Raw genomic sequence first — 15,993 nt, forward strand, 5'->3', positions numbered from 1 at the left:
GGGAAAGTATGAAAAGGAACGCGGCACAAAGAGAATTTAAAAAATTACAAAGTCAGTTTAAGAAGATAGAAGAAATAGTTTATAACTCAGGTACTAAGGCACTTATAGAACATGATATTGCTATTAGGAAAAAGCTACAAACATTAGATGAAATAGAGAATATAGGTTTTAAGGGTTTTAATGAAGTAAAATTAGACTATATAGGTCTTTTAGAAAATATATCATCAAGACTTTTAGATGATTATAATAGCAAAAATGGAAGTAAGTTTAAGCTTGCTGAAGTTATAGATGGTAATTATAGAAAGCTTATAAATTCAGGAATTATGACTATACTTGTTAAGCAGCATATTCCTAAAGTTATAGCAGAAGAGTTTGAAGCTGTTTTCCCGGATAATCCAAAAGATGAGTATAATCTTGCTAGAAGAATGGAAAGAAAATTTTATATTCATCTTGGTGATACAAATACAGGAAAGACTTATAATGCTATGCAAAGACTTAAAGAAGCTAAAAGTGGAGTTTATTTATCACCTCTTAGAATATTAGCTCTTGAAAACTTTGAGAGATTAAATAATGAGGGTGTTATCTGTAATTTATCTACTGGTGAAGAAGAAGTTATTAAAGAAGGAGCAACTCATGTTAGCTCAACTATTGAAAAGGCAAATATTAAGAAACAATATGATATTGCTGTAATTGATGAAATTCAAATGATTGATGACTCACAAAGAGGAGACGCTTGGACTAGAGCACTTTTAGGACTTCCAGCATCTGAAATTCATATATGTGGTGCTTTAAATAGTAAAAAGCTTTTAATAAAGATTTTAGAGGATTGTGGAGAAGAATATGAAATAAAAGAGTATAAGAGAAATACTCCTCTTGAAGTTGAAAAGGCAGATTTTAATGTTGATGATGTAATGGAAGGAGATGCAATTGTTCTATTTTCTAAAAAGAAAGTTTTAGAAATGGCTAAGGCTTATTCAGAAAAGGGAATAAAAGCAAGTATAATTTATGGTGATTTACCTCCTGAAGTTAGAAAAAAACAATATGATCAGTTTATAAATAAAGAAAATAAAATAGTTATAACAACAGATGCGATAGGTATGGGAGTTAATTTACCTATAAGAAGAGTTGTCTTTGTAAATACTAAGAAATTTGATGGTGAAGAGTTTAGAGAACTTAAATCACAAGAAGTTAAGCAAATAGCAGGTAGAGCTGGTAGAAAAGGAATTTATGAAGTTGGTTATGTTGCAACTATTAAAGGATGGCAAGAATTTATTAAAGAAAGAATAGAAGAAGAAGATATGGTTATAAAATCAGCAGTTTTAGGACCTTCAGAAGCTATACTTAGAATAAAGAATATCAGACTTAAAGAAAAACTTGCTCTTTGGAGAGATAGAAGTTCAAAGCTTGATTATTATAGAAAGATGGATATTACAGAATATCTTTTAATTCTTGATAGAATAAGTAAGTATAAGCTTAAGGATAAAGATGAATGGAATCTTTTAAAAGTTGCCTTTGATGTAAATCAAGATGAGCTTATGACTACATTTTTAAATTTTGTAGATGAATTATTTATATTAAAATATGAGGAACTTACAAAACCACAGATTTTCTCAGAAAATCTATTTGAACTTGAAATATATTATCAAAAGATAAATATGTATTATTCATTCTCAAAGATATTTAATCTTCCAATAGATATAGAGTGGGTAAATTCAGAAAGACTTAGAGTTAGTGAAGAAATTAATAATATATTAATTGGAATATAAGCTAAATTTATAATATGATATAGTTAATAAGTTAATTAGGGGAGTGGGATTTGATGTTTAATAGATTAGCTGCAGATGCATTGGGGTTATCAGATATAGGTAAAATAATAGGACCTAGTGATTATAATAAGGTTGAATCTGATGATTATATTTTTCATGAGGATAATGAGAAAATATTTTTCTTAATAAAATCAAAATCAGATGAGTATTGTTTTACAGATAGAGCTTTAATTCATGTTGATGGTCAAAGTGCTATGAGTAAAAAGAGAAACTTGAAAAGATATAGTTATTACTTAAATAATATTAGTAATGTAAGTTTAGAAACAGCTGGAACTGTAGATTTAGATGTTGAGATTAAGTTTACTATAGGTCAAGAGATGTTTTCTATTGATGTAGATAAAAATCAATTAGAACAGCTTAAAGATTTATATAAGGCTTTAACTAGCATTAGTAGTATACAAAGAGAAAATAGACTTAATCTAGAAGATAGCCAAAAGAGTTTACAATTAGCTGCAAATTCAATTGCTAATATAAGACCTGATACAACTCAATTAGGAATGGAATTTAAAAATATAAATGAGTATGCTTTTAGTTGGATGGTGAATAATAGAGAATTATTTACTAGAAAGGATTTCTCAGAAGTATTTGAAAAATATATAAATAATTAAAAAGAGACTATCTCAAAGTGGACAAAAACTCCACTTTAGGGATAGTCTTTTTGTATTTTTAAAATATAATATCATCTAAATTTTAATATATTTTTTTCTTATGTGCGTTTAATCACATCTAATTATTTTATTATGTTTTAAACTAAACTTATAGATTTTGAGAAAGAGATTCTGTAAGGAGGACACTTATGAATATAGAAATAAAAAAGGATGTTTACTCATTAGGGGTTATAGATGATAGACCTGTTCCATTTCATAGATTAACCTTAGAAAAAGGAACTACATATAATAGTTATTTATTAAAAACTGAAAAGCCAACAATTATTGATACTGTAGATTTAATATATACAAAAGAATTTTTAAATAATGTAAAAGAGACTATAGATTTTAAAGATATACATTATATAGTAATTAATCATACTGAACCTGACCATTCAGGTGCATTAGGTGGACTAGCTGGAAGAGCTACTAATGCTAAGATAGTTTGCAGTGAAAAAGCTGTATATCATTTAAAAGAATTATATAAATTACACAATAGAGAGTTTATAGTAGTAAATGATGGAGATACACTTGATATAGGAGGAAAAACATTATTATTTAGAATGACTCCTTATCTTCATACTGAAGAAACAATGATTACATATTGTATAGAAGATAAAATATTATTCCCTTGTGATATTTTTAGTACTCATCTTGCTGCAAAAGAATGTTTCGCAAGTAAGGCAAAGGAAGATATTACAGAAGATTTTACAATTTACTATAAGCTTATAATGGAACCACATAGAAAATATGTTAGACCACTGATTGATGCTTTAAGAGATTTAGATATAGAAATGATTGCTCCATCTCATGGTTATATATTAGATGAAAATGTTCAAAAATATATTGATATATATGATAAATCTAGCCAACAAACTAAGAATGGTAAAAAAGCTACTATAGTTTATACTACAATGAGAAATGCAACAAAAAGAATAGCTGATAAATTTAAATCTGAATTAGAAAGTGAAGATATTGAAGTTACTATTTTTAATGCAGATAGATCTAGTGAAGAAGATATATTAGCTTCAATAAAGGAATCAGATGCAATATTATTTGGTACTTCAACATTATATGGAGATTTAATAGGTTCTCTTGAAGATATATTAAAGAAATTACCTGAATTAGATTTAAGTAATAAGATTTTAGGTGCTTTTGGATCATTTGGTTGGAGTGGTGAACCTATAGAAATAATTCAAGATTATTTAAACACTACAAATGGTAATGTTTTAAATACTTCAGAGATAATAAAATCTACTGGTATGATTGATGTTTATTTCCCAGTAAGAATTAGATTTTCATTAAATGAAGAATCAGAAAAAGATGTTATAAGAGCTGCTGATTATATTAGTTCAATAATATAATTATTAAGCTTAATTTTCTGAAATTAAGGAAAAGAGAGTATCTTAAATTAGATTTATATTCTAATTTGAGATACTCCCTTTTATTTTTTATTTAAATCTTTGTAGGATAAAATTTATTAATTATATATTAGAATAAAGCTACTAAGATAGCTCCAACTCCTATAAATATTACACCTATAAATGCTTTTATAGATAAGGTTTCTTTAAATATTAAAGCTGATAAAATAACAGTTAAAACTATTGAAAGCTTGTCTATTGGAGCTACTTGAGTAACCTTTCCGTATTTTAAAGCTATATTCATGAATAACCATGATAAAGCTCCACATACTCCTGTTAAAACAAGGAATACTAAATCTTTTTTATAGTTAAATATGTTTACACCTGTAAAATCATTTTTTCCAATTGATATTATTATAAAGAATACTGCCATTATAATTGCTTTGATTGTTCCAGCAAGAGAAGAACTTAAATTTTGTACTCCAAGTTTAGTAAATATCGTTGAAAGACTTGCTGTAAGTGCTGCAAGTAATGCATAAATAAGCCATGTTCCCATTAAAATACCTCCTATTAACTAATAATTATTATTAATTATATAATGTTTGCTTTTAAATTATATCATATATAGTTACATTTTATAAAAGAATATATATTCTTTTATAAAAAAATATTTAGATTTTTTTAGGATATATTGAGAGATATGTTATTATTTAATTAGTAATTATTTTAGAAAAGGATGATTTAAATGAATTTGATTACTTTAGAAAATATAACTAAGAGTTTTTCTGAAAAAGTTTTAATAGATAATATATCACTTGGTATTAACGAAGGTGAAAAGATAGGAGTAATTGGTGTCAATGGTGCTGGTAAATCTACATTTTTAAAGATTGCAGCAGGTGTTTTAGAACCAGATGAAGGTGTTATTACTAAAGGTAATAGAGTAAGAATAGAGTATCTTTCACAAAGACCAAATTATGATGAAGATGCTACTGTTTTAGAACAAGTATTTAAAGGGAATTCTGATGAGATGAAAATACTTGGAGAATATGAAAGTGTGCTAGAGTTAATAAATAAGTCTCCAGAAGATGAGAACTTACATAAAAAATTAATGGATTTACAAGTAAAAGTTGATGCTTTAAATCTATGGGATTTAGAAAGTGAAGCTAAGATGGTTCTAACAAAGCTTGGAGTAAATGATTTTTCTGCTAAGGTTAAAAATTTATCTGGTGGACAAAGAAAAAGAATAGCTCTTGCTTCAGCTCTTATTACTCCTTGTGAGTTATTAATTATGGATGAGCCTACTAACCATTTAGATAATGAAACTATAAATTGGCTTGAAGATTATTTAAATTCAAGAAAAGGTGCTCTTCTTATGATTACTCACGATAGATATTTCCTTGATAGAGTAACTAATAGAATTCTTGAAGTAGATAGAGGGAGAGTATTTAGTTATGATGGAAACTATTCAATGTTTCTTGAAAAGAAAATGGAAAGAATAGATAGAGAAAGAAGTATGGAAGCTAAAAGACAAAGCCTTATTAAAAAAGAACTTGCTTGGGTTAGAAGAGGAGCAAAAGCTAGAACAACTAAACAAAAAGCAAGACTTCAAAGATTTGATGAGCTTACAAGTATTGAAAGTTTTAAAGAATATGAAGATATAGAAATATCAGTTACAGGAAGTAGATTAGGTAAAAAAATAATTGAATTCCATGATATATCAAAGAGTTTTGGAGATAAAGTTTTAATAAAAGATTTTAACTATATAACTGTTAAACAAGATAGAATAGGTATCATTGGTGATAATGGAATGGGTAAATCTACTTTAATCAAGATGATTGAAGGTAGAATTATGCCAGATTCAGGTGAAATAGTAAAAGGTGAAACAGTTAATGTAGGTTGCTTCTCACAAGATAGTGATGAAATGGATCTTAATATGAGAGCTATTGATTATATCAAAGAAGTTGCAGAATATATTCCAACAGCAACAGGAGAAAGAATTACAGCTGGTGAAATGTGTGAAAAGTTCTTATTTGATGGAACAATGCAATATACACTTATAGGCAAGCTTTCAGGTGGAGAAAGAAGAAGACTTCAATTGCTAAGAGTTCTTATGGGAGGACCTAATGTACTTTTACTTGATGAGCCTACAAATGATTTAGATATTGAAACTCTTAAAATTCTAGAAGATTATTTAGATAGTTTTGCAGGAGTAGTTATGGTTGTATCTCATGATAGATATTTCCTTGATAGAGTATGTAGAAAAATATTTGCTTATGAAGGAAATGGTATTGTAAGAGAATATACAGGTAACTATAGTGATTATTTAATTAAAAAGGAAATAGAAAATGCACAACTTAAAGCAGCTGAAGAACCAGTTGAAAAAGTGAAGAAATCTAATGATAGAAAAGATAATAAAGATACTAAGAAAATGAAGTTCTCTTATAAAGAACAAAAAGAATTTGATACTATAGATGCAGATATAGAAGCTCTTGAAATGAAAATTGAAGAACTTGATAATGCTATGGCAGCTAGTGCTACAGAATATTCAAAGCTTCAAGATTTAATGAAGGAAAAAGAAGCTGTAGAAGAAGAACTTCAACATAAGTATGAAAGATGGGAATACTTAAACGAACTTGCAGCTGAAATAGAAGAAAATAAGAAAAATAAATAAAAATAGAAATAGCCTTAGAATACTCTAGGGCTATTTTTTATTTTATAAGAGTTTTTCAAAAGCTACACGAGCTGTTCCGTCAGATACATAAATTACACCGCAGTACTTAAAATTATTCTTCTTAAGTAATTTTTGCATAGATAAATTATCTTTATGAGTATCAACTTTAATACTATGTACCTCTCTTTCTAAACACATTTTTTCTGCCTTTTTAATAATTTCTGATGATAATCCAAGACCTTTATATTTATTATCAACAGCAATTCTATGAATAACTGCAAACTTATTATTACTAAGCCAGCTACCGTCATAAATATGATCATAATTTGAGTCCCCATCAAAAGAAAGTGCAGTAGTTGCAACAATTTCACCATCTTTTATTAAAACATAACTATCATTATTTTTAATATCATTTCTTATAGTTTCAGCATTTGGATAATTATTTTGCCACTGATCAATATTATTTTCTTTAAAGTAATTTTGAGCTTGTTTGATTATAATCATTATTCTATCAATATCAGCTTCAATTGATTTACGAAATTCCATATAATTTACCCCCTAAATATTATGTGAATTAAAGAACTAAAAAAATTATTATACATAATTATACTATTATAAATTTTTTTGCTCTATATTATTATTTTTTTGATATATAGATACTAAGTTATCGTTAATTTTTATAGATAACAAAAGTCACAAAATAGAATTTAGAAAATATATTGAAAATATGAATACATTTATGTAATTAAAAATATGTATTTTAATAAAGTATAGGTGAAAGAGGAAGTTTTATGTATCCTAAATTTGTTGATAAAAATAATATTGAAAAAATAGAAGATGTACAAAATGGAAGATTATTTAAATTATCAATACCATTAAATTTTAAAGGTGGAAAAAGACTTTTAGTTATAAGTAGAGGGGTAAAGCCTTTTGAGTTTGATGGTTACAATAAGATGGTTTTAAGAATACTAAATTATATAAAGCATAAAAAGAATGAAGAGTTTATTGGAGTATCTAGAGTAGACATAGTTTTTTTATTTCCTGTTATGGAATATGAATGTTCAAGTTTAGAAAATATTTTATATGAATATGGAGAAAAATATTTAATAGGAAATGATGGCTTTTATGATGAAAAAGGAAATCTTATAAAGAATGATGAAGTAATATTTGAATCTATGATGAGTGCAAATTACTTAATATTAGCATGGGGGGATATGCCATCAGAATTATGTCAACTTAGCAAAGAGCGAATAAAGTATTTATTAAAAGGCTATAAAATAATAAAAAATAATAGTATTGATGTAAAGGAATCATATACTGTTGGGGCTTTAACAAATAATTGTTGTCCAAAGCACTGTTTAGCGTGGAAAAATACAGATGAACTTTTTGAAATTGAATTATAAAAAAAGAACATGAGAATTAACTCATGTTCTTTCTATGTTAATTTAAATTCTATTAGAATAATCCTTCTTTATGATCATCGATTAATTCAAGAATTTTATCTTTACATCTCATACCTCTGCATGAACCTGTACCAGCTCCTGTTGCTTCTTGAATTTTTTCAAATGTATCAGCGCCATTTTTTATAGCATCTTTAATTGTTTTTCTTGAAACTGCTTTACATATACAAACTTTAGTTATTTTATCAAGAACTTCTTGATTTAAATTGTTATCAGTACTCATATATTAGTCCTCCTGAACTTTCTTGTGAATTATTTATAATTATCAAACTTATGAATTGCTTATTAATGTCAAAATTGGATGAAACATGTTGGTTACATATTTCTATTCAATTATCCCATAGCAAATAAATATAGTCAATAAAAATTATTAATTAATATAATTTATTAAGTATCTTAAATACTTATTTTAAAATTAATGTTTAAATAATGCTTTATATCCTAATATTATGAAATTTATAGTTACATAAAGAACAACTATTGAACAAATAATAAGCTCTATATTAGAAATTACTTTAAATAAATTAGAGTACCATATACTATACTTAGAAACATATATATTAGTTTTCCACATAGCAATTACACTTATTGCAAGTGGAAAAGTAAAAGCAGCACATCCAGGCATAAATCCCATTTTATAAAATTTAGGTAATTCTATGTAGATTAAAATAACATTTAATATTGATGTTATTATAAGAAATAGAAGAATTAAAATATTTGGATTAGCTGAAGTTGTATAATAAGAAGCTAATACAAGACTTGATGCAGCAGGTAAAATTCCCATTGTTGCACAATCACATACCTCAATTTTAGGTTTATAAAAGTAAATTCTATATATAAGTATTGGATAAAATGGTATATATAGAATTAATGCTATATATGTCAAAAATTCAGCTATATGAGGGAATCCCATTCCAAGACTTCCAGCACTAGCAGTACAATATCCAACAAGGACAACATTCCAAGATGGTAAAATTGATTTAAATTTAAAATTCTTAAGTCTTAAAGTAAAGAATAAGAAAAATATTGAAAAATGAATTATGATACTTATAATCCAAAGTATTCTAGCAAAAGGTTTATTATAAGGTAAAAGATAAACACAAAAGCTCATTAAAATCATATCTATTGTTGGATAAAAGCTTCCTGCTACTGGATGGTTTAATTCTTTCCAAACTTGTTTTGGATGTAAAATTAGTTTTAGTAACATTAAAGAAAGTGCTATTAATCCAAAGATTATTCCTAGTGGTTTTAAAAAATGAATTCCATGAATATCCCAAATATTACTTATAGATATAAATCCTAAAGCTGCTCCGACGCAGGCTATTGGGAAACTCTTAAGTTTTTCATGATATTTTATCATTATTTTTCTCCTTTATAAAAATATTATGTATTTGGGTATATATATAATGTAAAATGATTTTTAAAATTAAATGAGTATAAATATATTATAAATTAGAGTTTTAGGGCATAATTAAAAAATAGGTTAATAATAAAATATTTTAAAGAATCAAAATAATTGTATATTGATAAATTAATTTTAATGGTATAAAATATAAGGTGATTTGAATAAAAAGAAACTGTGAGTAGGAAAAGTACTTAAGATTAGCTTTTATAGAGAGTAATTGGTTGCTGGAAAATTACAAAGTCTCTTAAGGAATATCACCTAGGAGTTAGAAGCTGAAAGGCAAAACCTATTAAGCGATCTCGCTATCCAGCGTTAAAGGATAGAGTATGTATGTACTTGAATTTTAAGTATTTCTAATTTTAGAGGTGCTTTATAGCCTTAGGTGGTATAACGAGTGTAAGCTTCGTCCTGTTGGATGAGGTTTTTTTGTTTATATAAAGTAATTTTTTAATTTATAGATTATTTTATAAATATAAAAATAGTTAAAACTGAAAGGAGCGAATTAAATGTATAAAAAAGTTGAACTTACAAATGGATTTGTAGGTATGGAACAAGAAGTTGCAAAATTTTGGGAAAGCAGAAATGTAATCAAGAAAAATTTTGACTTAAATCAAGATGGAGAATATTTCACATTTTATGATGGACCTCCAACAGCTAACGGAAAACCTCACGTAGGTCACGTTTTAACAAGAGTTATGAAAGATATAATCCCAAGATTTAAGGTTATGAAGGGATATAAAGTTATAAGAAAAGCTGGATGGGATACACATGGTCTACCAGTTGAACTTGAAATAGAAAAGAAGCTTGGAATTTCAGGTAAAGAACAAATCGAAGAATATGGAGTAGAGAAGTTCGTTGAAGAATGTAAAAACAGCGTGTTCACATATGTGAATATGTGGGAAAAGATGACTAACCAAATTGGTTACTGGGTTGATATGGAAAATCCATATGTTACTTATCACAATCCATATATAGAATCAGTATGGTGGGCATTAAAACAAATATGGGATAAAGACTTATTATACAAAGGTCATAAAGTTATGCCTTACTGTCCAAGATGTGGTACAGGACTTTCATCACACGAAGTTTCACAAGGATACAAGGATGTTAAAGATCTTACAGCAATAGCTAAATTTAAAGTTAAGGGTGAAGAAAATAAGTATATCTTAGCTTGGACAACAACACCTTGGACATTACCTTCAAATGTAGCTTTATGTATAAATAAGGCTTACACATATATTGAAGCTAAGGTTGGAGATGAAATATTAGTTCTCGCTAAAGATCTTGCAGGAAAAGTTCTTGGGGAAGATTATGAAATCATAAGAGAATTCCAAGGTTCAGAACTTTTAGGAACAGAATATGAACAATTATTACCATTCCACAAACCAGAAGGAAAAGCTTTTGTTGTTGTACATGGTGATTATGTAACATTATCAGATGGTACAGGGGTAGTTCATATAGCTCCAGCATATGGTGAAGACGATAATTTAATCGGAAAACAAAATGGATTAGCATTTATTAACTTAGTTGATGGTAAGGGTGAATTCACAGAAGAAGTTACTCCTTGGGCTGGAATGAATGTTAAGAAATGTGATCAAAAGATTTGTGATTACTTAGAAGAAAGAAATCAATTATTCAAAGCTGAAAAGCACATGCACTCATATCCACATTGTTGGAGATGTGATACACCACTTCTTTACTATCCAAGAGAAAGTTGGTTTATTGCAATGAGTACTTTAAGAGATAATCTTTTAAAGAACAATGATAAAATAAACTGGTATCCAGATAACATTAGAACAGGTAGATTTGGTAAATTCTTAGAAAATGTTATTGACTGGGGTATCTCAAGAGATAGATATTGGGGAACACCTCTTCCAATATGGGAATGTGAATGTGGTCACAGAGAATGTATCGGAAGTATTGAAGAATTAAAGGCTAAAGGAATTAATGTTCCAGATGATATAGAATTACACAAACCATACATTGATAATGTTCACTTAAATTGTGAAAAGTGTGGAAAAGAAATGGAAAGAGTTAAAGAAGTTATTGACTGTTGGTTCGATTCAGGATCAATGCCATTTGCTCAACATCACTATCCATTTGAAAATAAAGAATTATTCGAAGCTAACTACCCAGCTCAATTTATTTCAGAAGCTGTTGACCAAACAAGAGGATGGTTCTATACACAAGTAGCTATATCAACTGCTTTATTTGATAGAAACCCATTTGAAAACTGTATAGTTTTAGGTCACGTTCTTGATAAGAAGGGACTTAAGATGTCAAAATCTAAGGGTAATGTTGTAGATCCATTTGATGTATTAAACTCACAAGGTGCAGATGCAACAAGATGGCATTTCTACACAGCTAGTGCTCCATGGCTTCCAACAAGATTCTCAATAGATGATGTTGCAGAAGCTCAAAGAAAGTTCTTAAGTACACTTTGGAATGTTTACTCATTCTATGTTTTATATGCAGATATAGATAAGTTCAATCCATTAGAATACAAGGACTTTGTTTCAGAAAATGTTATGGATAAATGGATAATGTCTAAGCTTAATACATTAATTAAAGATGTTGAAGCAGGACTTGATTCATATGATATAACAAATTCAGCTCTTAAGATTGAAGAATTTACAGATGAATTATCAAACTGGTATGTAAGAAGAAATAGAGCTAGATATTGGGCAGAAAACTTAACTGATGATAAGATAGGTGCTTATGTAACATTATATAGAGTACTTGTAACACTTGCTAAGGTTGCAGCTCCATTTGTACCATTTATTACAGAAGAAATCTACCAAAACTTAGTTGTAGGATTAGATAAGAATGCAGAAGAAAGTATCCACTTAACTAAATGGCCTGTAGTAGATGAATCAGCTATAAATCCAGCATTAGAAGCAGAAATGGATCTTGCTTATAAGATTGTTAAGCTTGGAAGAAGTGCTAGAAATACAGCTAACATCAAGAACAGACAACCGCTTTCAGAAATGTTAATCTCAACTACTGCGCTTCCAGAATATTATGGAGAAATTATCAGAGATGAGCTTAATATCAAGAAGGTTGAATTTGGATCAGACGTTTCTAAATACGTTAACTTTGAAATCAAACCTAACTTACCTGTTTTAGGAAGAGCTTACGGAAAGATGATTCCTGGAATAAGAAAAGAAATTGCTGCAAGAAACCAAATGGCACTTGCTCAAAAGATAGGTAACGGTGAAGTAGAAGTTATAAATGTTGATGGAACAGAAATTGAATTAAATTCAGAAAACTTACTTGTAACAATGAGCGGTCTTGAAGGATTTGGTTTTGCTGGTGAAGGTGAAGTTGGAGTAGTTCTTGATACAACAATCACAGATGAATTAAGAGAAGAAGGTCATGTAAGAGAAATAATATCAAAGATTCAAAACATGAGAAAAGAAAGTGGATTTGAAGTTGCTGATAAGATAGCTCTTTATGTGGCAGATAATGATATGTTACTTGAAGTAGTTAAGAAGTTTGAAGATCATATCAAGAAAGAAACATTAACAGTAGAAGTTATCTATGGTGCTGAAGTAAATTATGTTGAAACAGTAATAAATGGTGAAAAACTTCAAATGTTTGTTGAAAAGAAATAAGATTCATAATAAAAAAGTAGTTATCTCTAAAAAAGAGATAACTCTTTTTTTGTATAGAATTAATTGATATTAATAAAAGATAATCAGAGTTGTTACTAAAGTAGTAACTAAATTGAAAACGTATTGAAAAACATTAATTTATTGAATATAATTAATGTAGTAAATAAAATGTAAAAATAGTGTTTAAGTATGGATAAATATCAGTGATAATATAGGTGGGAGATGATAGAATAATGGCGACTTCAATAAAAGATGTTGCGAAAGAAGCGGGAGTTTCTATAGCTACGGTATCAAGAGTTTTAAATGACATAGATGTTGTAAATGAAGAAACAAAAAAGAAAGTTCAAGATGCAATAAAAAAATTAGGTTATAGACCTAATATAGTTGCAAGAAGTTTAAAAACACAAAGAACTAGAACAATAGGAATAGTTGTACCTGATATATCAAGTCAATTATATCCAGAAATAGTTAGAGGTGCTGAAGACGTTGCAAATATTTATAAATATAATGTAATGCTTTGTAATTCAGATTTTGATATTGAAAAAGAAAAAGAATATTTAAGAGTTTTAAGGGAAAAAATGGTTGATGGAATTCTTTATATGAGTTCAGCATTAGAAGACGAAATACTTGACTTAATAAATGAACTTGATATAAAAACAGTTCTTGTTGAAACAAGTGATAAAGAAGGAAAGCTTCCAAGTGTTAGTATAGATAATGTTAGGGCAAGCTATGATGCAACTAAATATCTTATTGAAAAGGGTAGAAAAAATATAGCTTTTATAGGAATTGAAAAAAGTGAAAAAAATGCTTTTGGAATGAGATGTGAAGGTTATGAAAAAGCTTTAACAGATAGTAATATAAAATATGATAAGGAACTTTGCTACTTCAATAATTTAAAAATTAAGAGTGGTAGAGAAGGCGTTCTTGAATTATTAGATAGAGGACAAAAATTTGATGCTATAGTTTGTGCGTCAGATGAAATAGCAGTAGGGGCAATAAATACTTTAAGAGAAAAAGGTATTAGAGTTCCAGAAGATGTTTCAGTTATTGGATTTAATAATATTGAAATAGCTAAGAATTTTTACCCAAGTATAACAACAGTTGCTCAACCTATGTATGATATGGGTTCAGTTGCTATGAGAATGCTCATAAAACTTCTTAATAAACAAGAATTAGAAGAAGCTTATTATGAACTTCCATATGAGCTTATTGAAAGAAGCAGTTGTTAATTTAATATTTAGAAAATATGAGTTATCTCAAGATGAGATAACTCTTTTTGTTTTATGTAAATTTATTAATAAAGAAAGAATAATATGAAAATAAACATAATAATATCAATTAAATAAGTAATTATTTGATATTATATTTTTATAATAATCAAAAGGGGGATAAGGATGAAGAATAATACATCAGCACTTGTTAATGAGTGTTTTAATGGAAAAATGAGTATACCTACTTTCTTAAAATTAGTTTTTGCTATATTCAAAGAAAATATAACTGATATAACTATAATGGCTGTAATAGTTAATGCTCCTTTTTTAATATCTAAGTTAATAGTTGAAAAGGGTGGATATTTAGAATTAATTGTTAATTTTATTGTAGTAGCTTTAAATGTAATGTTGACTGTTGGGATAATAAAACTTATAGATAGTAGATCTAAAGGAAATTATATTACTTGGAGCAAGGCTATTTTATCAATAAAAGAAAATTGGATGATACCAACAGGGGCAATTTTAGTTCAAAACTTATTAATAACTCTAGGGGCTCAATTCTTTAGTCTTTTAGGAATTATAGTTAATATTATGCTTATAGTATCAATTCCACTTGCAACTTTAGGTGGTAGAAATATAGTAACAAGTATTATAGATAGTGTTAACTTAGTTAAGATTAATTTTTTTGATGTTGCAGCTAAAATTCTTATATTATCAGCAATACTTGGTATAGTAATGGTTGGAGTTACAACTTTATCTTCTGCTAATGCAGTTGTAGCTATGGTAGGAGCTATTGCAATGGGGATTTTATCAACTATAGTTACTTTAGCAAGTATAGTATTATTTTATAATTTACCAGTTGCAAATAACAAAAATACTTTTTAATGAATAAGAGTTAGATAGAACTTAGACTTTTATTTCAAAAGACTCATTTTATAAGTAGTATCAACGTATATATGAATGTATGTGTTCTTCTAGTTTATATTAGAAGACTTAGCAATTATATAGAGGGTGATAAGAGGTTTTGAGAAAGGAAGTTCTGAAACAAAATCTAAAAATTATTTTTATTATTGGTATATTATTTTTTTTAATCCCAATATTATCAGGAAGTCTACTTTTTGAATCTATTTTAGTATTAACAGATTCTAATTTACTTAATTCTTTAGTAAGTATTTTATTAGGCTTAGTTATAATTTCTTTAGTAGTTTTCGTGGGTGATTTTGGGGTTTTTGTAGGTGTGGATTATTTCATCTCAAAGGTAAATAATGAAGATAAAAAAATATTAGAATGTGTAGAAAAGCTATATTTTAATAAGAAAAATTTATTATCTCATTATTTTTTAAGTTTATTATTTATAGTAATCTTTAAGCTATTATTTTCTAGTTTTAATAATTTAACTTTAAATAATAAAACAACTTTATTTTTAGATTTAATAATTTTATTAGTATTTAGTAGTTGTTTAAATTATCTAATTATATTAGCAATATCAATGTCTAAGAATAATTATAATTTTAAAACTGCTTTAAAAGGTTTATACAGTAGGATTAAATTAAATTTTGGGAAACAATTATTAGTTACTTTCTTTATAAGTATTATTGTATTTAGTCCTTTTATTTTATTTAAGGACATACCAGTTTTAATGGTTATAGGTTTTAGTGTTTTAAGTATGTTTATTTCATTTATAGTTTCATATATAAGTTCATTTAATATTGATGAGAGTTTAGATGATTTTTTCATATAAAGTAAAGAAAGAACTGTTTCGTATAGAAACAGTTTTTTTATTTGGGAATATTATTAT

At 27.3% G+C, this 15,993-nt stretch carries 13 protein-coding genes and 1 other annotated feature; of the genes, 9 read left to right on the forward strand and 4 right to left on the reverse strand.

The window, feature by feature from the left end:
• Positions 1-8 precede the first annotated feature (8 nt).
• The 3 genes from BN8917_RS03630 to BN8917_RS03640 all read left to right on the forward strand — a co-directional run bounded on the left by BN8917_RS03630 (position 9) and on the right by BN8917_RS03640 (position 3,837).
• Positions 9-1,766 carry a helicase-related protein gene (locus BN8917_RS03630; RefSeq protein WP_066870774.1) on the forward strand — a complete coding sequence of 586 codons (1,758 nt, stop codon included), beginning with the start codon at positions 9-11 and terminating at the stop codon, positions 1,764-1,766.
• Between the two features lie 53 nt (positions 1,767-1,819).
• Positions 1,820-2,434 carry a PH domain-containing protein gene (locus BN8917_RS03635; protein ID WP_066870777.1) on the forward strand — a complete coding sequence of 205 codons (615 nt, stop codon included), beginning with the start codon at positions 1,820-1,822 and terminating at the stop codon, positions 2,432-2,434.
• A 188-nt stretch (positions 2,435-2,622) separates the two neighbouring features.
• Complete coding sequence (locus BN8917_RS03640; RefSeq protein ID WP_066870780.1) at positions 2,623-3,837, forward strand: FprA family A-type flavoprotein; 1,215 nt, start codon at positions 2,623-2,625, stop codon at positions 3,835-3,837.
• Positions 3,838-3,964: 127 nt separating this feature from the next.
• Here the strand turns inward: BN8917_RS03640 and BN8917_RS03645 are convergent, their stop codons facing one another.
• Positions 3,965-4,390, reverse strand: coding sequence for an EamA family transporter (locus BN8917_RS03645; RefSeq protein WP_066870790.1), 426 nt, complete (start codon positions 4,388-4,390; stop codon positions 3,965-3,967).
• Between the two features lie 189 nt (positions 4,391-4,579).
• Here BN8917_RS03645 and BN8917_RS03650 point away from each other — a divergent pair, with 189 nt between their 5' ends.
• Entirely contained in the window at positions 4,580-6,505 is a 1,926-nt protein-coding gene (locus tag BN8917_RS03650; RefSeq protein ID WP_066870793.1) for an ABC-F family ATP-binding cassette domain-containing protein, read from the forward strand.
• A gap of 42 nt (positions 6,506-6,547) precedes the next feature.
• Here BN8917_RS03650 and BN8917_RS03655 read toward each other — a convergent pair whose 3' ends face one another.
• Positions 6,548-7,051: a GNAT family N-acetyltransferase gene (locus BN8917_RS03655; protein WP_066870802.1), complete on the reverse strand. Its 504-nt coding sequence runs from the start codon at positions 7,049-7,051 to the stop codon at positions 6,548-6,550.
• 245 nt (positions 7,052-7,296) lie between these two features.
• Here BN8917_RS03655 and BN8917_RS03660 point away from each other — a divergent pair, with 245 nt between their 5' ends.
• A complete protein-coding gene (locus tag BN8917_RS03660; protein ID WP_066870805.1) occupies positions 7,297-7,908 on the forward strand; it encodes a hypothetical protein in 612 nt (203 codons plus the stop codon).
• 52 nt (positions 7,909-7,960) lie between these two features.
• Here BN8917_RS03660 and BN8917_RS03665 read toward each other — a convergent pair whose 3' ends face one another.
• Together BN8917_RS03665 and BN8917_RS03670 are read right to left on the reverse strand one after the other, a co-directional pair.
• Positions 7,961-8,188, reverse strand: a complete 228-nt coding sequence (locus BN8917_RS03665; protein WP_066870807.1) for a (2Fe-2S)-binding protein — start codon at positions 8,186-8,188, stop codon at positions 7,961-7,963.
• 192 nt (positions 8,189-8,380) lie between these two features.
• Complete coding sequence (locus tag BN8917_RS03670; RefSeq protein WP_066870808.1) at positions 8,381-9,325, reverse strand: SLAC1 family transporter; 945 nt, start codon at positions 9,323-9,325, stop codon at positions 8,381-8,383.
• A 210-nt stretch (positions 9,326-9,535) separates the two neighbouring features.
• Positions 9,536-9,784: a binding site (T-box leader), on the forward strand.
• 92 nt (positions 9,785-9,876) lie between these two features.
• Between BN8917_RS03670 and ileS the strand changes: the two genes are divergently transcribed.
• The 4 genes from ileS to BN8917_RS03690 all read left to right on the forward strand — a co-directional run bounded on the left by ileS (position 9,877) and on the right by BN8917_RS03690 (position 15,936).
• Positions 9,877-12,984 carry an isoleucine--tRNA ligase gene (ileS, locus tag BN8917_RS03675; RefSeq protein ID WP_066870810.1) on the forward strand — a complete coding sequence of 1,036 codons (3,108 nt, stop codon included), beginning with the start codon at positions 9,877-9,879 and terminating at the stop codon, positions 12,982-12,984.
• Between the two features lie 233 nt (positions 12,985-13,217).
• On the forward strand, positions 13,218-14,213 hold the full coding sequence (locus BN8917_RS03680; RefSeq protein ID WP_066870813.1) for a LacI family DNA-binding transcriptional regulator: 996 nt from the start codon (positions 13,218-13,220) through the stop codon (positions 14,211-14,213).
• 165 nt (positions 14,214-14,378) lie between these two features.
• Complete coding sequence (locus BN8917_RS03685; RefSeq protein WP_066870816.1) at positions 14,379-15,080, forward strand: hypothetical protein; 702 nt, start codon at positions 14,379-14,381, stop codon at positions 15,078-15,080.
• 139 nt (positions 15,081-15,219) lie between these two features.
• Positions 15,220-15,936, forward strand: coding sequence for a hypothetical protein (locus tag BN8917_RS03690; protein WP_066870819.1), 717 nt, complete (start codon positions 15,220-15,222; stop codon positions 15,934-15,936).
• Positions 15,937-15,993 lie beyond the last annotated feature (57 nt).

It is taken from the genome of Clostridium mediterraneense (assembly GCF_900091705.1).
In the GTDB taxonomy this organism is placed as follows: domain Bacteria; phylum Bacillota; class Clostridia; order Clostridiales; family Clostridiaceae; genus Sarcina; species Sarcina mediterraneense.